Here is an 18972-nt window from a genome sequence, read left to right as displayed (position 1 = left end):
GATCGGATTTAAGACGGTCAATCAACAGTTAAAGGCCCCGTCACGTGCACGATCTGTCCCGTTCCGCCTTCGAGAACCGCCCCGGCATCCACATCGCCACCGATGGAGAGTTCGCCGGCTGGCGCACCTGGATGCGCGACAGCTACGAATCCCACACCGGCCCGTTCTGGCACCGGATGGAGGAGGACGGTTCGATCCGCTGCGCCTTCCGGGTCGAGAAGAAGCACCTCAACGGCGCCGGCAACGTCCATGGCGGCTGCCTGATGACCTTCGCCGACTACTGCCTGTTCGCCTTCGCAGCCCCGATCCTGCAGGGCCCGGGCGTGACGGTGTCTTTCTCGTCAGAATTCCTCGATGCCGCGCGCGAGGGCGAATTGATCGAAGCCACCGGCGAGGTCACCCGCGCCGGCGCCTCGCTGATCTTCCTGCGCGGCATGCTGCATTCCGGCACCAAGCCGCTGTTCTCGTTTTCCGGGACGATCAAGCGGGTGAAGCGGCGGACGCCGGAGACCGCGAGCTCGCCGTAGCGCGGGTCAAGAGCGATCATGTTCAACTCTCACCGTCATTCCGGGGCATTCGCGCGCAAAATGGCAAAGCCATTTTGAAGCAGCGCGAATGAGCCCGGAATCCATCCCCCCAATCGGTGGCCGGGACGAAGATCGTCGCCGCGCGCAGCTCGCGACACATACCCGTTCGTGAGTATGGATTCCGGGCTCGCGCTACGCGCGCCCCGGAATGACGTGTGGAGAGAGCGAGGGTCGCCGCCTCTCCAGCCTACCCAGCGATCTGCTTCTCGGCGACGGCGATCCACTCGGCCTGCGCTTTCCGGACGTGGCGCGGCGAGCGCTTCATCTGGATCAGGAGCTCGGTGAACACGACCTTGGCCTCGTCGACGCGACCGACTGATTTGAGTAGCGATCCGTAGCGCGCCTTCACCTCGCTGCTGGGCGCGTAGTCCAGGAGCGCCTGGTATTCCTCGAGCGCCTCATCGGTCCGGCCGGCATCCTGGAGCGCCCGCGCATACAGCAGATGCGCCTCGGTGGAGTTGTAGTCCGGCCACGTCTTCTGCAACTCGTCGAGCGTGGCTAGCGCGTCCGCGGGGCGCCGCCGCGCGAACTGCGCCTTGGCCTTGCCGAGCGCGAAGACCGGCTCATGGCCCATCGGCAGGCTGAGGATATGGTCGTAGTGCCGCTCGGCCTCGTCATAACGACCGATGACGACGCATTCCTCAGCGAGCGCGGCGCGGTTGGCGATCGTGTCGGTGATCCCAACGCGGTCCGACAACTCGCGATAGTACTTCTCGGGATCGAGCTTGTTGGCGACGCGCTTGCGCGCCTTCTGGACGTCGTGGCTGCCGAGCCATTCCGGCACCAGCTCGACCACGATGTAGGCCAGCGCACCGATCATCGGCACCATCAGGATGATGAACGCCCAGGGCTGCAGGCGTCCCGTCCGCGACGCATGATAGATCAGCGAGATGTCGAGCAGCAGAACGACAAGCGCGATAGGCACGGCAAATCCCCCAGTCCCACAGCCGCAACGGTACACGCTTCGTTGATAGCGCGCTCCGATGGGCCCGACAATCCTGCGCTGTTGCAGCAGGACTGCCCATGGGCGTTTGACGCAATCACGCCACGGCGGGTTCAAGCGAGGGCACCGTCACGTTCGGCCTGCGCACTGCTGATCCTGGGCGCACACACGCAAAGGGCGGAAGCGTGCCACGCTCCCGCCCTCGCTTCGCCAAACCGATGGCTGCGGCCTTACTGCTGCTGGTCGATGACCTGCACCACCTTCTGGTCGCGCGGATCGATTAGAACCACCTGCTCGCCGATCGCGAGATACTGGTAGTTGGCAAGCTCTGGATTGGCGCGCGCCAGCTCTTCGGGCACGCGGCGCAGGCTCAGGCAGCTCGAGCCGGACGAGGTTGACGAGGACGAGGTCGTCGAGCCCACGGTGCCCGTCTCGGTCGCGGCGCGGCGCAGGATCTGGCGCTGATCGTCCGACAGCACGATCCGGGTCGAGCTCACGCCGTAACCGCCGCGGTCGTAACCGCGATCGGCACGCATGCCGTTCTGCGGGATGACGTCGACGATCTCGCGGCTGCGCGGATCGACGATGGCGATCTCGTCACGCACGATCGTGTACTCGTAGCCGCGATATTCCGGCACGATGGTCACGATATCCGACGGCAGCGGACGCGGCCGCACCCGCTCCGGCAGGCGCTCACCGATGCTGACATTGATGTTGATGTCGGTTCGCGCGCGGTCGAAGTCGCGATCACGCTTGAGCTGATCGACCACGCGGGTCTTCTGCTGCTCGTTGACCTGGACCTGCGCATTGGCGCGGGTGCCGTTCGGCTGGGTCTGGGTGTTGGCCTGCCCGGTCTGCTGGCCGGCGCCGGCGGGCGAGGTCTGCGGGTTTTGCTGCGCGGTCGAGTTCTTGCTGTCCGTAGCGGTCGGCTGGTTGGCCTGCTTGTTGCGATCGTTGTCCTTGTCGCCAGCCTTGTCAGCCGCCTTGTCGGAGGTGCCGGACTTGCGCTCGTCCTGGCTCTGCTTGGTCTTGTCCTTGTCAGGGCCGTTGCGATCATTGCGATCGGCCTCGCGGTCGGACTTTCGATCCGTCGCGCCCGACTTGGATTCGGCGGCACGGTCCTGCTGTTGCTTGGACTCGGCCTTGCTCGCCTCGGTCTTGCTCGACTCGGTCTTGGACTTGCTGTCCGACTGCTTGTCGGCCTGCTTGCTGTCGGTGGCCGACTTGGTCTCGGCGCTCTCCTTAGCATCGCGGCCGCGCTCAGCGGCCGCACCGCCCTTGCTCTCGGCGCTCTGCTTGGCGTCATGCGCCGGCCGCTCAGCCGCGCGCTCCTGCGCCTGCTCGCGCCCACCGGTTGCGGGCTCGCTACGGCGCTGCTCCTGCGTGCTCTGCTTTGCCTCGGACCCGGCGCGCTCCGCCGCCGCGGCGCCGCCCTTCACCTCTCCCTTGGCCTCGGCTGCGGGCCGTGTCGCCTCGCGCGCCGTCGGGGCCGCTGCGCCGCCCTCACGCTTCATCTCGCCCTGCGCCGATGCAGCACCTGATGCCGTGCCGATTGCCAGGATGATCGCGGCCGTTCCCAGCCAGTGTTTCGTCGTCATGTGAGAACCTCCTTGGTTCCCTGCCCCAGTCGCGGGCGGACAACGCAAACAGCCGCCCGGCGTTGCCGGACGGCTGCAGAAAAAACAGCGGAACGAATTCGATGAACGGATCAGGCCGCCCGGTCGAGATGGGCGACGAGGCCGGCGAACAGGCCGCGGCCGTCGGTGCAGCCCATGATGTCCTCGACGTGATTCTCGGGATGCGGCATCATGCCGAGCACATTCCCGTTCTCGTTGACGATCCCGGCGATGGAATGCGCCGCGCCGTTGATGTTGCTGAGGTCGCCGACCTCGCCATCGGCCGAGCAATAGCGATAGAGCACGCGCCCGTCGCCATTGAGCCGCTTCAACGTTTCCTCGTCGGCCGCGTAGTTGCCCTCGCCATGGGCGACCGGCACGCGGATGACCTGGCCGGCATTGTAGCCGCGGGTGAACGGCGAATCCGAGCGCTCGACGCGCAGATGCACGTCCTTGCAGATAAACTTCAGCCGGTCGTTGCGCATCAGCACGCCCGGCAGCAGGCCGGATTCGCACAGGATCTGGAAGCCGTTGCAGACGCCGAGCACGAGGCCACCCTTGGCGGCGTGATCGCGCACGGCGTCCATCACCGGGGCGCGGGCCGCGATCGCACCACAGCGCAGATAATCACCATAGGAGAAGCCGCCGGGGACGACGACAAGATCGGTCCCCTTCGGCAGCGACGTCTCGGCGTGCCAGACCATCGCCGGCTCATGGCCGGAGATCATGCGCAGCGCCCGCGCCATGTCGCGTTCGCGGTTGATGCCGGGGAAGACGAGTATGGCGGATTTCATAGCGAAGGAGCTTCACTGAGTTCGAGGCGTCGCTCCATACGGTCAAACCTTTCGTCGAGGCGACCGAGTACCGCATATGCGTTTTGGAGATCCTGCATCATCGACAATTGGTAAGACCGGAGAGCAGTCAGATCGGCTCGCATCTCGTCGAACCGATGATCCGCGCGATCAAGCCGCTGTTGGATTTGCTTGAGAATCCCGAAGATCAGCTCGTTCGTCACCTCAGCCATGGCCAAGCCCCGTCAGCCCTTCATCTCGATGGCATAATTCTCGATCACCGTGTTGGCGAGCAGCTTGTCGGCGGCGGCCTTCAACGCCGCCTCCGCCTTGGCCTTGTCGGCGCCGGCGAGCTCGATGTCGAACACCTTGCCCTGGCGCACGCTGGCGACACCGTCGACGCCGAGCGATTTGAGGGCGCCCTCGATCGCCTTGCCCTGCGGATCGAGGATGCCGGTTTTCAGTGTCACCGTGACACGCGCTTTCACGTCTTGATTCCCTTTAGCTCTTGACCAGGACCGGGCCGGAGCCCGCCGGACGCTCGTTCTCGATGAGGATGCCGAGCCGCTTGGCGACCTCGGTATAGGCCTCCAGAAGGCCGCCAAGATCACGACGGAAGCGGTCCTTGTCGAGCTTCTCGTTCGACTTGATGTCCCACAACCGGCACGAATCGGGGGAAATCTCGTCGGCGACGATGATCCGCATCATCTCGTTCTCGAACAGCCGGCCGCATTCCATCTTGAAGTCGACGAGGCGGATGCCGATGCCGAGGAAGAGACCGGTCAGGAAGTCGTTGACGCGGATGGCGAGCGCCATGATGTCGTCGATCTCCTGGGGCGTCGCCCAGCCGAACGCAGTGATGTGCTCTTCCGACACCATGGGGTCGTTGAGCTGGTCGTTCTTGTAATAGAATTCGATGATCGAACGCGGCAGCTGGGTGCCCTCCTCGATGCCGAGGCGCTGCGACAGCGAGCCCGCCGCCACGTTGCGCACCACGACCTCGAGCGGAACGATCTCGACCTCGCGAATCAACTGCTCGCGCATGTTGAGACGGCGGATGAAGTGGGTCGGCACCCCGATGTCGTTGAGGTGCTGAAACAGGTACTCCGAGATCCGGTTGTTGAGGACGCCCTTGCCTTCGATCACCTGGTGTTTCTTGGCATTGAAGGCGGTGGCGTCGTCCTTGAAGTGCTGGATCAGGGTGCCCGGCTCGGGACCTTCGTAAAGGACCTTGGCCTTGCCTTCATAAATGCGACGCCGACGGCTCATTGGGATGTACCGTGTTTTGTTGAAATCCATGAAATTGGTGGGCTCCGGATGATTTTGGACAGGACCACGACGGAGCTGCCGCGAGGCCCGGATCGGACGGAAACAGAACAAGAACCGGGCCAAATTGAACCTATCCCATTGGGGTCCCGAGCACAATCGATCCGGACTCCCGGACCTCAGTTTTACCGGCCTTCCTGCGGCCTCGTGCCCGTTGTATTGGCGTTGTGTTCCAATTATTTAGGCATGCGGCCACCGCCCCGCAACCGCCTGCGCGGTTAACCCTTTTCGGCAACACTGGAAGTTCCGGCTATGACCACGTTCGACAAGCGCGAGGACGCGTTCGAGAAGCAGTTCGCTCATGACGAGGAATTGAAATTCAAGGCGGAAGCCCGCCGCAACAAGCTCCTCGGCCTGTGGGCCGCCGAAAAGCTCGGCAAGTCCGGCGCTGACGCCGACGCCTATGCCAAGGACGTCATTGCGGCCGACTTCGAGGAAGCCGGCGACGCTGATGTCGTGCGCAAGGTGCTGGGCGATCTCTCGGCCAAGGGCGTCACCGAGGCCGAGATCCGGGCCAAGATGAGCGAGCTGCTGGCCACCGCGGTCGCGCAGATCAAGGCCGGGCAGTAACGCGCGAATAGCGAGTGGGCGAATAGCGAGTAGGGAATCCTTTCCTATTCGCTACTCGCCACTCCCTGCTCACCTATTCTTCTTTAAATCCATACTCCGGCACGTTGCCGCTCGCGCCGTAATACTTGTACGGCAGGAACTTGCCCGACATCGAGATCTTGACGCGGTCACCCTTCGGATTGGGCAGGCGCTCCATCACCATGTCGAAGTCGATCGCCGACATGATGCCGTCGCCGAACTCCTCCTGGATCAGCTCCTTCCAGGCCGGGCCGTTGATCATCACCAGCTCGTAGAAGCGGTAGATCAGCGGATCGGTCGGCGGCATCTGCACGCCCTCGCCGCGCATCGGCGTCTCGTTCAGCATCGAAATCTCGGACTTCGAGAGGCCAAACAGCTCGCCGGCATTGGCCGCCTGCGGCTTGGTCAGCTTCATCTGGCCGAGAATGGCGCCGACGATCAGCACCTCGGAATAGCCGCCGATCTTCTCGCAGATGTATTTCCAGCTCCAGCCCTTCTCGCGCTTGATGTCGAGCAGCTTCTCGGTGAGGTCGGATCGCTTCATGCTTGGTCTCCCTTGATGGGCCTTCGTTGAGGGTTTCTTCTGAGCGTCAGCGCGCCGCCGCCTGCGGCGCGTCGCTGTCGGCCGGCTTGGACGCGACGATCGTCGGCTCGGTGCGGCCGATCTTCACCACCGGCACCTTGCGCGGATCATGGTCCGGCGTCTCGGCGGTGAAGGTCTTGCTGCGGCTGACCAGGAAATCGATGATGTGGTTGCGCAGCGAATAGTACAGCGGATGGCGGTGCAGGTCGCCGCGCAGCCGGTCCTTCGGCAGCGGGTTCTCGACGATCTCGGCCAGCACCGCGCCGGGGCCGTTGGTCATCAGCACGATCTTGTCGGCAAGGTAGATCGCCTCGTCGACGTCGTGGGTAATCATGAACACGGTCTGCCCGGTCTCGACGCAGATGCGCCGGACCTCGTCCTGCAAAGTACCGCGGGTCAGCGCATCGAGCGCCGAGAACGGCTCGTCCATCAGCATGATCTTCGGCGTAATCGACAGCGCCCGCGCGATGCCGACGCGCTGCTTCATGCCGCCGGACAGCTCCGAGGGACGCTTGTGCTCGGAACCGGCGAGGCCGACCAGCTCGATATATTTCAGCGCATGCGCCTTGACCTTGGCGCGATCCCATTTGCGCCATTTCGACGAGACCGCATAGGCGACGTTGCCGAGCACCGTCCGCCACGGCAGCAACGCATGGCTCTGGAAGATCACGGCACGGTCGAGGCTCGGCCCTTCGATGGCCTGGCCGTCGACGACGACCACGCCCTCGCTCGGCGCGTCGAGCCCGGCCAGGATGTTGAGCACCGTCGTCTTGCCGCAGCCGGAATGCCCGATCACGCAGACGAACTCGCCCCTGGTCATGCCGAGCCAGAGGTTCTCGAAGATCGTCGTGCTCCGCGCGCCGTCATAACGCTTGGCAATGCCTTCGATGGAGATGAATTTGTCGCTCATGACGCGGTCTCTCCGTTCCCTCCCCCCTTGTGGGGGAGGGTCAGGGAGGGGGGTCCTCCACAAAGACTCTCGCTTGTGGCACCCCCACCCCTAACCCCTCCCCGCAAGGGGGAGGGGAACAGAGTCGCGCCCGTTGCAGCAGCTTGCCCGATCATGCGCCCTACTCCGGAAACGTCACGAGCCGCGACACGCGGGCGAGGAGCTGGTCCAGCACCATGCCGACGACGCCGATCAGCAGGATCGCGATGATCACATTGGTGATCGACAGGTTGTTCCACTCGTTCCAGACGAAGTAGCCGATGCCGGTGCCGCCGACGAGCATCTCGGCCGCGACGATCACGAGCCAGGCAATGCCGATCGAGATCCGCATGCCCGTCAGGATCGTCGGCGCCGCCGCCGGCAGGATCACCGTGAAGGCGCGCCGGAAATTCCCGACCTCCAAGGTGCGCGCGACGTTGATCCACTCCTTGCGCACGCTCGCGACGCCGAACGCGGTGTTGATCAGCATCGGCCACACCGAGCAGATGAAGATCACGAAGATCGCCGACAGGCTGGAATCCTTGATGGTGTAGAGCGCCAGCGGCATCCAGGCGAGCGGCGAGATCGGCTTGAGGATCTGGATGAACGGATCCAGTGCCTTGCTCATCAAGGGCGACATGCCGATCAGGAAGCCGAGCGGAATCGCGATGGCGACCGCGATCAGATAGCCCAGCATGACACGCCCGATCGAGTAGGCGAGCTGGATGCCGAGACCCTTGTCGTTGGGGCCGTTGTCGTAGAACGGCCGCTTCAAATGCTCCCACAGCTTGGCGCCGACATCGAGCGGCCCGGGCATGGCGGACTTGCCTTGGGTGGCGGTCATGCCCATCAGCTTGGCGTATTCCGGGCTCATGTTGGCGGCCGTGCCGGTGCTGCGCGTGGCAAGATGCCAGGCGCCGAGGAACACGGCGAGAAGGACGATCGAGACGACGGCGGCGCGCAGCCGGAGCGAGTTGCTCATCAGCCGCCCCACCCACCGCCGTCATCGCGGCGAACGCCGGGATCCATAACCACCGAATCCGATGGATGGATAAGATATTCTCCACCAGCCCTGCCCCACGACAGGTCACGGCGTATGGGTCCCGGCGTTCGCCGGGACGACACCATTGGCGAGGCCGACAGCGCTGCCACCATCACGACGCCTTCTTGATCTTGAAGCTCGCGACATAGTCGTCCGGCTTGGTCGGATCGAAGCTCTTGCCCATCACCGAGAACGACTTGTAGGAATCCTTCGGCGGCGAGAGCCCCATCTCCGTCATGACCTTGCGGGTGTCAGTAGCGAGATAGATCTGTTCGGCGACCGCCTTGTAGTCGACGTCGCCCTTGATCTGGCCCCAGCGCTTCATCTGGGTCAGCATCCACACCGCGAAGGACTGCCAGGGGAACGGATCGAAATCGACGCGCTTCGGGTCGGTCTTCACGCCACCGAGACCGTCGGCATAGGTGCCGGTCAGCACCTGCTCTAGCACGGTCACCGGCGCGTTGATGTAGTTGGCCGGCGCAATCGCCTCCGCGATCTGCTTGCGGTTCTCGGCCTTGGACGCATAGGCGGTCGCATCGACGATGGCGCGGGTCAGCGCGGCAAAGCTGTTCGGCGCCGTCGTGATGAACTCGCGGCTGGCGGCGAAACTGCAGCAGGGATGGCCATCCCAGATCTCCTTCGACAGGATGTGCAGATAGCCGACGCCGTCATAGATCGCGCGCTGGCAGATGTTGTCGGGGGCGAGGAAGCCGTCGATGTTGTCGGCGCGGAGATTGGCGACCATTTCCGGCGGCGGCACCGAGCGAAGCTGCACGTCGGTATCGGGATCGATGCCGTGCTCCGCGAGATAGTAGCGCAGCAGATAATTGTGCATCGAATAGTCGAACGGAATGGCGAACTTCATGCCCTTCCAGTCCTTCGGGTCGCGCTTGTCCTTGTGCTTCATCGACAGCACGATGCCCTGCCCGTTGATGTTCTCGATCGCGGGCACGGTGAACGGGATCGGCTGCGCCCCGAGGCCCAGCGAGATCGCGATCGGCATCGGCGCCAGCATGTGCGCGGCGTCGTATTCCTTGTTGATGGTCTTGTCGCGGATCACGGCCCAGCCGGCGGTCTTGACCACCTCGACGTTCAGGCCAGCCTTGGCATAGAAGCCGAGCGGCGCGGCCATGATGATCGGCGTCGCGCAGGTGATCGGGATGAAGCCGACCTTGAGATCCTTCTTCTCGGGCGTGCCGGACTGCGCGAACGCTTCTGTCGCCGTCTTCAGTGGGAAGAACTGAGAAACAGCCGCAAGCGCAGTGGCTGCGCCGACCGTCTTCAGGAACGCGCGGCGCGTGGCAACCTCGGGGAACACGGCGCGCAGCACGGCCGAAGCGACCACGTTCTCGTACTGCTTCTCAGTGGAGTCCACCACCGGCTCACAGCGCAGCGCCATGGCGTGCTCGTGTTCGGCCGGGCTGCGATGCTGGCCGCAGATACAACCGGCATTCACGCGAGACTCGGCATCGAACGGATCATCGAAAATCGACATGTGCTGCGCCCCTTTGTCACACCTGCGCTATCAGCGCCTTCAAACTGCTCATCCGGCCGCGTTTTTCAGCGGCCGGACGTGCATCTCATGCAGCTTCTATGCCGCTTTGCTGGTCAGAGCCGGCATCGGCAGACCTTCCTCGATCGGCAGCGATGGATCGCGCGACCACTCGTTCCACGAGCCGAAATACATCCGCACATCCTTCACGCCGGCGTTCTTCAGCGCCAGGAACGTGTTCGACGCGCGCGCGCCCTTGAAGCAGTAGAGATAGACCGGCGTGTCCTGGGTGATGCCGACGGTGGCGCATTCGGCGAGGATCTCGTCCTTCGACTTGAAGCGCGGGCCTTCGCCGGTCGGCTTCATCATGCGGTACCATTCGAGCCAGACGGCGCCGGGGATGCGGCCCTTGCGCGGACAGAAGTCCTTGCCGTAGGGCGAGGAGGAATCGCCGATCCACTCGTCGACGTCGCGGACGTCGAGGATCGCGATCGCCGGATTGCCGACGGCGGCGAGCATGGCCTTCGCGTCGATCAGGATGGCGCCCGCCTCCGGCACGATCTTGAACGAGGCCTTGGCCGGCGACGGCACGTCGGTGGTGACCGGCAGGCCTGCCGCGGCCCAGGCGTCGTAGCCGCCGTGCAGCACCTTGACCTTGGGATAGCCGAGCATGGTGAGCAGGAAGTAGCCGCGGCAAGACTGACCGAAACCGGAGTTCATCGACTGCTCGTAGACCACGGCGGTCTCGGCACCCGACAGGCCGGCGGCGCCGAACGCGTCGGCGAACTTCGTCTTCAGCTCCTCGATGCCTTCGGGCGTCGAGGTCGAGAGATAGGTGAAAATTTCATGGACGTTGACGGCGCCGGGAAGATGGCCCGCAGCGTAGGCATCGGGATTGCGGGTGTCGATGACGACACACGGCTCTGTCTTGATGAAGTCAGCGAGTTCGCCGGCAGTAATCAGTACGTCCGTCATGGCAGGCCTCTCCTGGTCTAAACTTCGTTGTTTGCCGTTCTCGCCGGCGTCAGCCGTCGGCGAGCATCTTGCGGAGCTGCTTGGTCGCGGGGGTGACGATCGCGACGAAATAGGCCTCGCGCAGGCGACGTTCGGCGCGATTGCCCTTGATGTAGCCGCGCGCCCCGCAATGGAGCATCGCGGCGTGAGCGGCAGCGACGCTGGCCTCGCCCGCCCGCAGGCGGAGCGCGACCACCTTGCGCCAGTAGGTCTCGTCGGTGTTGTAGGGATCGCTGGCGAGTACAGCAGTCTCCTTCGCGAGCTCGTCGGCGAGCGCGCTGAAGTCGACCGGCTGTTGCGGCAGATAGCGGTTGACGTGGCCGAGCGGCGCCTCGACCTCCTGCATGATCTTGATGCAGTCCTTGATCAAGCCGAGCGCCATGCCGGCCTGCAGCAGGATGAAGCCGGCACGGATCTTCTTGACGAAGGGACCGGCGGGATCGGCGAGGATGAGTTCATCCGGCACGAACAAATCGCGGAACTGGATGCCGTAGGTGCCGGTACCATCCATGGCGAGGAACGGCTGGCACGGCTGCAAGGTGACCGCCGGATCAGCGCAGTCGGCGACGAACATCACGATCTCGCCGGGCGCATCCTCGCGTTCGAAGATCGTGCCGAACATGTGGTCCGGCCCGAGGTTGGAGACCCAGGGCAGCGCGCCGCGCACGACATAGCCGCCCTCGACCTTCCGCCCCTTCAGCTTGAGCTTCTCGATACCGAAGAAGCTCTTCATCGGATTCGAGAGCCCGGTGCCGCCGAGCAGCTTGCCGCTGGCGGCATCGTCGAGCAGACGATCCTTCAGCGCCGCATTGCTCGAATTGGCGATGTACCAGACCAACGTGTTCTGGCACCACGCCATGAAGGCGGAGGCGCCGCAGACCTCGCCGATCGCCGCGATGGAGCCGATGGCGCAGTTGAGATCGGCTGCGCCATCTTCCGGCACATGGCTGCCCCAAGCGCCAACCTCGCCGAAGCGGCGGAGCACGTCAGCCGGGTACACCGTGCCGGCGTCGATGCCAGAGGCCAGCGGCGCGAGCTCGTTGCGCGCGATCGCCGCCACCTGCTCCACGGTCGACGGCACGGGCATCACGCCCGCACGGTCGACCGCCAGATGCTGTCCGAGTGAACCCATGATGACGCCCTCCGCTGCGCGTGGTCAGCTCAGATCCCGACGTCGAGATTGACCGGCCGCGTGAAGGTGTTGGCGACCGGCGACCACTTCTTGACGTGATCGATCAGCGCCTGGACCTCGTCCTTGGAGATGCCCTCACACTCCATGTCGACCTTGACGCGCACATCGGTGAAGCCGACCGGCTTCTCGGAGACGTCGCCCGTGCCCCAGACCGCGGTGATGTTGAGATCGCCTTCGAGCTCCAGCTCGAGCTTGTTGACGATCCAGCCGCGATGCACGGCATTGGCGTGCAGGCCGACCGCGAGGCACGAGCCGAGCGCGGCGAGCGAAGCTTCCGACGGATTCGGCGCGGTGTCGTCGCCCAGCAGCCCCGGCGGCTCGTCGACGATATAGGGCGCGAGGTTGCGGATGTAGTTGGCATGGCGGAACTTGCCCTCCGCGACGGTCTTGCACTTCAGGGTCTTGATGACCTTGGGGTTGGCCTTGCCGTTGGCGATGAGCTGTTCGAGCCCGCCTTTGTCGATAGGTGCGAGGCAGCCCGTCAGCGCCGTCTTCTGAACCACAGCGGTCATCTCTTTTCTCTCCCTGGGATCGAGGATACCGAACGGTCTGTTTCCTGCACGAAGCGTGCCAGGGACCAGGGAAATCAAAAGGCGGAATGATCCTCGCGGCTTAGAAGAAGATGGCGGGATCTGGCGCGCCCTCGCCTGCCCAAGCGCCATGCAGAGTGCTGCCATCAGCGATGAAATTGAGCGCAGCGCTGCCTCATCCGCATCAGCGGCCTTGCTGACTCACGCGCACAGCGCATAAGCTTGCGCGCATGGGCAAGAAAGAGATCAAGCCGGCCGCGGGCAAACACTCAGCCAAGAAGCAGGCGGTCGCGCGACCGATCGCCGCTGGTGATGACGAGTCGGCGCGCGGCCGCCTGCTCGGCGCGGCGACGCATCTGTTCTGCAAGAACGGCATCAACGCCACCGGCATCGATGCCATCATCAGCGAGGCCGGCACGGCGAAGACCACGCTGTACAAACTGTTCGGATCGAAGACCGCGCTGGTCACCGCCGTGCTCGAAAGCGAAGGCAGGCAGTGGCGGGAATGGTTCATCGGCGCGATGGAGAGCGGCGGCGGTGACGCCGAGACCAAGCTCGCGCGCATCTTCCCGGCGCTGAAGAGCTGGTTCAGCGAGGAGCGGTTCTACGGCTGCCCCTTCATCAATGCGGTCGGCGAGCACGACAAGGACCAGAAGCAGTTCCGCACCATTGCGCTGCGGCACAAGAAGGTGGTGCTGGCACACATCGAAAAGCTCGCGCGCGAAATGGGCGCGGCGGAGCCGGAGAGTTTTGCGCATCAGCTGGCGCTGCTGATCGACGGCGCGATCGTCGCCGCCATGGTGTCGCGCAATCCTGATGTCGCCGATACGGCGGGAATCGCGGCGAGCGCATTGTTCGAGCCGGCGAAGCACAAGACGGCCAGGCGCGCTGGAAAAGCGGATCCGCAGCTTGCGGCGGTGTGAGCCAATCTCAACGTAGCCGCTACGTCACGCTTTTATCTCGGCTACGAGCTGTTCGTTTGAGGAGAGCTATTTCGGCGCGTCATTGCGAGCGCAGCGAAGCAATCCAGAGTCCCGCTCACCACCCTGGATTGCTTCGCTGCGCTCGCAATGACGAGGCGAGATCGTGCCTTGCTTACGCGGATCGTGGGGCCGCGCGGGTCCGGCCGTTTAGGGAAGCCCCGAGGCGAGACCTAGCGGAAGTAATCCGCCACGCGCTGCAAATCGGCCTGATCTGCCCCTACCCCGTTGAGGCTCGCATCGATGATGCGGCGGCAGGCGGCGACGGTGGCTTCGTCGCCGAGCTCATTGGCGGCTTCGAGTACGTGCCAGGCGGCATCGACCGCGGCGCGGTCCACGGCGTCGCGGCCACCGTGCCCTCGCCCGCTGTGGAGATGAAGTCCCATGCCATTCATCCGCGGTCACCTCTCTCGCTTGGGCCTCAATGCGCCACGGCCCGTGGCGCATGCTTGACGCCGGATTTTCCGGCATTCTTTCGCGTCTGGTAGAATTCGAGCACGCTGCGCGACGTCTGGGTCTGAAGCCGGATGTAGTCGCGCTCCAGGTCGTCCAGCTCGCCGGCCGTCATCTTGTGCTCGCGGGCGCCGAGGAAAGCGAGCGCCATCATCGTGTCCCACGAAAAACCGAGCGCCTTGGCCAGCATCAGCAGCATCTCACGGTTGCGGTCGAACAGCGCACGGTCGACGACGTCGACCGGCAGGCCCGACAGCAGCGACAGGCCGATCGTGACCTCGTCGACCTTGTGCGCGGTCGCATAGCCGGCGATGGTGCTCTCCTGCAGATTGCCGAGGCGGTGCTGGATCGTCACGGTGCGCTTGGCGACGAAGTAGTTGCGCGAGCCGGGTCCGAACTTCGATTGCAGATCGCCGGCGATGTTGGCGACCGAGCTCTCGATCTCGCCCAACAACTCCGGGCGCTCGCTGGCCAGCCGCTTGCCGACATCGTCTGACGCTTTCGCGATCAGTTGCTGGAACAGATGCCGCGGGATGTCGAGGCGGCGGCCGAGATGCTCCGCCAGGATGGAATCGTTCTCTGCCCGCTTGACCATGTGCAGGAAGCCCGAGCCTGAGAACTGGGCGCCGTGGTTACGCGCCACTGCGGTGGCGACCTCGCGGTCGCCGCGCCGCGCCAGCACGTCGGTCACCTCGGGGCTCAGCGACTTGCGCTCGGCGATGGCGAGCAGATGCGCCTGGCTTTTGGTGGTGGCATTCTCGACCAGCGCGGCGTCATCGAGCCGTTCGGACTCGCGCAGCACCGGGCCGGCGACCCAGATCTCGTCATCGAAGGCGAGCTTGCGAATGACGCTGGCCGGCGAATACTCGATCCTGGCGAGACGATCGGCGAGCTTGGCGCGCGCCTCGACCTCGATCTCGTCCGCGAGCCGGCCGATCACCTCGCCGAAGGTCGAGATCTCCTCCTCGCAATAGCGGCCGGCGAGCAGCAGATCGGTCGCATGCCACAGCGCCCGCTCGCGGCTGTCGGCCGTGCCACGCGCAATCGCGTGTTCGAGGTCGCGCAATACCGATTTGGTCTCGTTCATGATGATGAGCCGTCACGCCGCAATGAGGAAAGGTATGCTGCCAACGATACCGTCAAAGCACGAGCGTTCCGTAAGCGATGCCCGGCAGATTTGACCGGGCATTTTTGCTCAAATACGCCGGGGCGCATTAAGCATGACGGCTCGGCCGCAGGCTCAGCGCTCACGCATGGCGTCGTGGACATGCTCGCGCAAGGGCGCCAGCAGGAAATCGATGATGCGCCGCTTGCCGGTCAGGATCTCGGCCTTGACCGACATGCCCGGCACCAGCGCCGCCGCGCGGCCATCGACGTCGAGGGTCGCGCGATCAAGCGCGATGTGGACCATGTAGCGCAGCCGCTCGCTGGCCTCGACGCGGTCGGTCTGGTCGGCCTGCCGCTCGGCGCCCTGCACGCTGCTGGAATTGACCGGAGCGGCCTCGGCATCGCGATCGACCGAGGTCACCCTGCCGCCGAGCAGGCCATAGCGCGTGAACGGGAAGGCGTCGACCTTCAGCTCGACGCGCTGGCCGGCCTCGACGAAGCCGACGTCGCGATTCTCGACCACGGCCTCGACCTCGATCCGGTCGTCATCGGGCACGACCGACAGCAGCTGCTGCGCCGGGGTCACCACGGCTCCGGCCGCTGCGACGTGCATCTGCTGCACGGTGCCGTCGATCGGCGCGCGCAGGGTCTGCAACTCGGCGCGGCGGGTGGCCTTGGTCAGCGCTTCGCCGGCGGCGCGGGCGCGCTCGCGCGCGGTCGCGAGATCGCGCATCGCCTTGTCGCGCATGTCGGCCTCGGTGGCGGCGATCTTCTGATCGAGGCCGGCGATGGTCGCATCGAGCGCAATGATCTTGGCCTTGTTGATCTCGAGCTCCGCGCGGGTCTCCACCAGAAGCTGCTGGCTCTCCAGCCGCGCGATGATCGAGGCGTTGCCGATCTCGCTGGCCTTGATGCGGATGTCCGCGCGCTGCGTCACCATCGGCAGCGTCTGCTCATATTTGGCGACCGTCTGCTGCAACGCCTCGCGCTCGGCGACATGCTGGGCGCGCTCCTGCGCCAGCGCCGCCAGTTGGCTGGCGCGCATCGCAACCTGCGCGGTGAGCTGCGCCTGGGCGCGGGCGCGGTCGAGCGGCTCGGCGCCGACCACCAGTTCGAACGGTCCACTCTTCACACCATCGAGAAACGCCGCCAGCCGGACCTCGTCGAGCAGGCTCGCGATCAAATCGCTGCGGGCGCGGTCGGCCTCCGCCGTCACCGCCGTCTTGTCGAGCTCGATCAGCGCATCGCCGGCGCGCACGCGCTGGCCGGGCTGCACCAGCACCGCCTTGACGCTCGCGGTCTCGAACGGCTGCACCACCTGCGTGCGGGTATGCGAGATCACCTTGCCGCTGGCGACGGCGACGATGTCGACCTTGCCGAGCACGGCCCAGCCGAGCGCGGCGAAGGTGACGGTGCACAGCGCCAGCGCGGTAATGCGCCCGAGCGGATTGGGCGGCGTCTCGGTGATTTCGAGGGCCGCGGGCAGAAACTCCTGTTCAGAGGTCTTGCCGCCGAACGAGAAGCCACGCAGGAGGCTTGCAGGTGTGCTCATCGCCCTCTCCTCAGCGGCCCGCGGACTGGATTCGGTGCAGGGTCGCATAGCGGCCGCCGCCGGCCACCAGCTGCTCATGCGTGCCGTCCTCGACGATGACGCCGTTCTCGATGGTCAGGATGCGGTCGGCGCTGCGCACCGTCGACAGCCGGTGCGCGATGATTAGCACGGTGCGGCCGCGTACGATGTCGCGCATGTTGGCCTGGATGATGCTTTCGGATTCGTAGTCGAGCGCCGACGTCGCCTCGTCGAAGATGAGAATGCGGGGATCGCCCACCAGCGCGCGCGCGATCGCGATGCGCTGGCGCTGGCCGCCGGACAGCGACACGCCGCGCTCGCCGATCACGGTGTCATAGCCCTGCGGCATCCGGCAGATGAACTCGTGCGCGCCGGCGAGCTTCGCCGCCTCCACGATCTTCTCCATCGGAAGCGCGGGATCGGCGAGCGCGATGTTGTCGCGGACCGAACGGTTGAACAGCACGTTCTCCTGCAACACGACGCCGATCTGCCGCCGCAGCCAGGACGGATCGAGCACCGCGGTGTCGATGCCGTCGACCAGCACGCGGCCGGCTTCCGGCTGATACAGCCGCTGCGCCAGCTTGGCGATCGTGCTCTTGCCGGAGCCGGAGGGGCCGACGATGCCGACCACCTGCCCTGCCCCGATCTTGAGAGAGACCTCGCGCAGCACCGGCTGGGTGTTGAGGCCATAGCGGAAGGTGACGCGCTCGAACTCGATCGCACCGTCCAGCGGCGGCAGGTTCTGCTCGGCGCCGCCGCTCTTCGCCTCCACCGGCGTGTTGAGGATGTCGCCGAGCCGCTCCACCGACAGGCGCACTTGGTGGAAATCCTGCCAGACCTGGGCCAGCCGCAACACCGGACCCGACACCTGGTTGGCCAGCATATTGAAAGCGACGAGCTCGCCCACCGTCATCTTGTTGGCGATCACGAGCCCGGCGCCAACAAAGAGCGTCAGCGCGCCGATGCCCTTGTTGAGCAGGCCCGCGGCCTGGCTCGCCCAATTTCCGATCTGCGCAGCCGAGAATGAGGCCCCGACATAGCTCGCGAGCTGCTCCTCCCAGCGCCGCTGCATCAGCGGCTCGACGGCCATCGCCTTGATGGTCTCGACGCCGGTGACGCTCTCGACCAGGAAGGCCTGGTTCTCGGCGCTGCGGCGGAATTTCTCGTCGAGCCGGGTGCGGAACGCCGGCGTCGTCGCCAGCGACAGCAGCGCATAAACCGGCAGCGTGCCGCAGACGATCCACGCCAGGGTCGAGCTGTACAGGAACATCACGCCGATGAAGACGGCGGCGAAGGCGAGATCGAGCACCAGCGTGATCGAGGACGAGGTGATGAACTGCCGGATGGTCTCGAGCTCGCGCACCCGCGCGACGCTGTCGCCGACGCGGCGGCTCTCGAAATAGGCCAGCGGCAGCCGCATCAGGTGCCGGAACAGCCGCGCGCCGAGCTCGACGTCGATGCGGTTGGAGGTGTGCGTGAACAGATAGGTGCGCAGGCCGGACAGCACGGCCTCGAACAGCGCGATCAGCGCGAGGCCCGCGACCATCACCTCCAAGGTCGACAGTCCACGATGCACCAGCACCTTGTCGATCACGACCTGGAAGATCATCGGCGTCGCCAGGCCGAACAGCTGGATCACGAACGACGCCAGCAGCACCTCGATCAGGATGCGGCGGTATTTGCCGATAGCAGCGACGAACCAGCCGAAATTGAACCGGCGCGCCGTGTCGGAGAGCTCCGCGCGCTTGGCGATCAGGATGAGTTGGCCGGACCAGACGGCTTCGAACTCGACAAAGCTCAGCAGGCGCGGTCCGGCATCGGCGAGCCCCTGGATCAACACGCCGGTCTCGGTCACCTTGCCGATCACCGCAAAGCCGCCATCCCTGAGCACGGCCACCGTCGGCAGCGGCGTGGACTTCAACCGCGCAACTTTGGACGTGATCAGCCTGGCCTTGACCGGAAAGCGCGCAGTCGCGCGCAGGAGATCATCGATGGAGAGCGCATCGCTGCGGCCGGCCTCGTGCTGGATGCGCCCGGGATCGGCGACGATGCCGAGCAGATGCAGCGACAGCGCCAGCGCCCATGCGCCCTGATCCGTACACGCCTGCATCGACTGATCCCGCCTCTCGGTCCGACATCCCCGCCGCAAGCCTCCGGGACCTGCGTTCGCGTGGCGTTAAGTCGGATGCTTAACGGGGACTGCACGCATCCGTGGCGCTACGGGCCGGCA

At 65.2% G+C, this 18972-nt stretch carries 20 protein-coding genes; 3 read left to right on the top strand and 17 right to left on the bottom strand.

Annotated elements, in window-relative coordinates; translation table 11 throughout:
- Positions 1–44: 44 nt before the first annotated feature.
- Positions 45–527 carry a PaaI family thioesterase gene (locus tag ACQR0Z_RS24710; protein ID WP_434920366.1) on the top strand — a complete coding sequence of 161 codons (483 nt, stop codon included), beginning with the start codon at positions 45–47 and terminating at the stop codon, positions 525–527.
- A gap of 247 nt (positions 528–774) precedes the next feature.
- Here ACQR0Z_RS24710 and ACQR0Z_RS24705 read toward each other — a convergent pair whose 3' ends face one another.
- The 6 genes from ACQR0Z_RS24705 to purC all read right to left on the bottom strand — a co-directional run bounded on the left by ACQR0Z_RS24705 (position 775) and on the right by purC (position 5206).
- Positions 775–1512, bottom strand: coding sequence for a tetratricopeptide repeat protein (locus tag ACQR0Z_RS24705; protein ID WP_434875418.1), 738 nt, complete (start codon positions 1510–1512; stop codon positions 775–777).
- Positions 1513–1760: 248 nt separating this feature from the next.
- Positions 1761–3044 carry a DUF1236 domain-containing protein gene (locus ACQR0Z_RS24700; RefSeq protein ID WP_434920537.1) on the bottom strand — a complete coding sequence of 428 codons (1284 nt, stop codon included), beginning with the start codon at positions 3042–3044 and terminating at the stop codon, positions 1761–1763.
- 194 nt (positions 3045–3238) lie between these two features.
- Positions 3239–3940: a phosphoribosylformylglycinamidine synthase subunit PurQ gene (gene purQ / locus ACQR0Z_RS24695; protein WP_434875417.1), complete on the bottom strand. Its 702-nt coding sequence runs from the start codon at positions 3938–3940 to the stop codon at positions 3239–3241.
- Positions 3937–4170: a hypothetical protein gene (locus ACQR0Z_RS24690; protein WP_434858446.1), complete on the bottom strand. Its 234-nt coding sequence runs from the start codon at positions 4168–4170 to the stop codon at positions 3937–3939. The genes purQ and ACQR0Z_RS24690 overlap by 4 nt, the downstream gene beginning before the upstream one ends.
- A 12-nt stretch (positions 4171–4182) precedes the next feature.
- The gene (gene purS, locus ACQR0Z_RS24685; protein ID WP_434858445.1) at positions 4183–4425 is read right to left on the bottom strand and encodes a phosphoribosylformylglycinamidine synthase subunit PurS; all 243 of its coding nucleotides are present in this window, start codon (positions 4423–4425) and stop codon (positions 4183–4185) included.
- A 13-nt stretch (positions 4426–4438) separates the two neighbouring features.
- Positions 4439–5206, bottom strand: coding sequence for a phosphoribosylaminoimidazolesuccinocarboxamide synthase (gene purC, locus ACQR0Z_RS24680; RefSeq protein WP_016843454.1), 768 nt, complete (start codon positions 5204–5206; stop codon positions 4439–4441).
- A 309-nt stretch (positions 5207–5515) separates the two neighbouring features.
- Here purC and ACQR0Z_RS24675 point away from each other — a divergent pair, with 309 nt between their 5' ends.
- Positions 5516–5833 carry a DUF1476 domain-containing protein gene (locus ACQR0Z_RS24675; RefSeq protein ID WP_434858444.1) on the top strand — a complete coding sequence of 106 codons (318 nt, stop codon included), beginning with the start codon at positions 5516–5518 and terminating at the stop codon, positions 5831–5833.
- A 73-nt stretch (positions 5834–5906) separates the two neighbouring features.
- On the opposite strand, the gene cynS is transcribed toward ACQR0Z_RS24675, so the two are convergent.
- The 7 genes from cynS to ACQR0Z_RS24640 all read right to left on the bottom strand — a co-directional run bounded on the left by cynS (position 5907) and on the right by ACQR0Z_RS24640 (position 12614).
- Positions 5907–6395: a cyanase gene (gene cynS / locus ACQR0Z_RS24670; protein WP_006614502.1), complete on the bottom strand. Its 489-nt coding sequence runs from the start codon at positions 6393–6395 to the stop codon at positions 5907–5909.
- Between the two features lie 46 nt (positions 6396–6441).
- A complete protein-coding gene (locus ACQR0Z_RS24665) occupies positions 6442–7344 on the bottom strand; it encodes an ABC transporter ATP-binding protein (protein ID WP_434920365.1) in 903 nt (300 codons plus the stop codon).
- Between the two features lie 160 nt (positions 7345–7504).
- Positions 7505–8344 carry a nitrate ABC transporter permease gene (gene ntrB / locus ACQR0Z_RS24660; RefSeq protein ID WP_434920364.1) on the bottom strand — a complete coding sequence of 280 codons (840 nt, stop codon included), beginning with the start codon at positions 8342–8344 and terminating at the stop codon, positions 7505–7507.
- 172 nt (positions 8345–8516) lie between these two features.
- Positions 8517–9899 carry a CmpA/NrtA family ABC transporter substrate-binding protein gene (locus ACQR0Z_RS24655; protein ID WP_434920363.1) on the bottom strand — a complete coding sequence of 461 codons (1383 nt, stop codon included), beginning with the start codon at positions 9897–9899 and terminating at the stop codon, positions 8517–8519.
- Positions 9900–9995: 96 nt separating this feature from the next.
- On the bottom strand, positions 9996–10871 hold the full coding sequence (locus tag ACQR0Z_RS24650) for a sulfurtransferase (protein ID WP_434920362.1): 876 nt from the start codon (positions 10869–10871) through the stop codon (positions 9996–9998).
- Between the two features lie 49 nt (positions 10872–10920).
- Positions 10921–12042, bottom strand: a complete 1122-nt coding sequence (locus ACQR0Z_RS24645) for an acyl-CoA dehydrogenase family protein (protein ID WP_434920361.1) — start codon at positions 12040–12042, stop codon at positions 10921–10923.
- A gap of 29 nt (positions 12043–12071) precedes the next feature.
- Complete coding sequence (locus tag ACQR0Z_RS24640) at positions 12072–12614, bottom strand: OsmC family protein (protein WP_434920360.1); 543 nt, start codon at positions 12612–12614, stop codon at positions 12072–12074.
- A gap of 248 nt (positions 12615–12862) precedes the next feature.
- Between ACQR0Z_RS24640 and ACQR0Z_RS24635 the strand changes: the two genes are divergently transcribed.
- A complete protein-coding gene (locus ACQR0Z_RS24635) occupies positions 12863–13555 on the top strand; it encodes a TetR/AcrR family transcriptional regulator (protein ID WP_434875408.1) in 693 nt (230 codons plus the stop codon).
- A 230-nt stretch (positions 13556–13785) separates the two neighbouring features.
- On the opposite strand, the gene ACQR0Z_RS24630 is transcribed toward ACQR0Z_RS24635, so the two are convergent.
- The 4 genes from ACQR0Z_RS24630 to ACQR0Z_RS24615 form a co-directional block, all read right to left on the bottom strand.
- A complete protein-coding gene (locus tag ACQR0Z_RS24630) occupies positions 13786–14007 on the bottom strand; it encodes a hypothetical protein (RefSeq protein ID WP_434920359.1) in 222 nt (73 codons plus the stop codon).
- A 26-nt stretch (positions 14008–14033) separates the two neighbouring features.
- The gene (locus ACQR0Z_RS24625; RefSeq protein WP_434920358.1) at positions 14034–15152 is read right to left on the bottom strand and encodes a DUF2336 domain-containing protein; all 1119 of its coding nucleotides are present in this window, start codon (positions 15150–15152) and stop codon (positions 14034–14036) included.
- A gap of 153 nt (positions 15153–15305) precedes the next feature.
- The gene (locus tag ACQR0Z_RS24620) at positions 15306–16724 is read right to left on the bottom strand and encodes an HlyD family type I secretion periplasmic adaptor subunit (protein WP_434920357.1); all 1419 of its coding nucleotides are present in this window, start codon (positions 16722–16724) and stop codon (positions 15306–15308) included.
- 10 nt (positions 16725–16734) lie between these two features.
- The gene (locus ACQR0Z_RS24615) at positions 16735–18852 is read right to left on the bottom strand and encodes a type I secretion system permease/ATPase (RefSeq protein WP_434920356.1); all 2118 of its coding nucleotides are present in this window, start codon (positions 18850–18852) and stop codon (positions 16735–16737) included.
- Positions 18853–18972: the final 120 nt, after the last annotated feature.

Source organism: Bradyrhizobium sp. HKCCYLS3077 (genome assembly GCF_051167555.1).
In the GTDB taxonomy this organism is placed as follows: Bacteria; Pseudomonadota; Alphaproteobacteria; order Rhizobiales; family Xanthobacteraceae; genus Bradyrhizobium.
The sequence above is the reverse complement of the archived record's forward strand: the minus strand, read 5'-3'. Positions and strand labels throughout refer to the sequence as shown.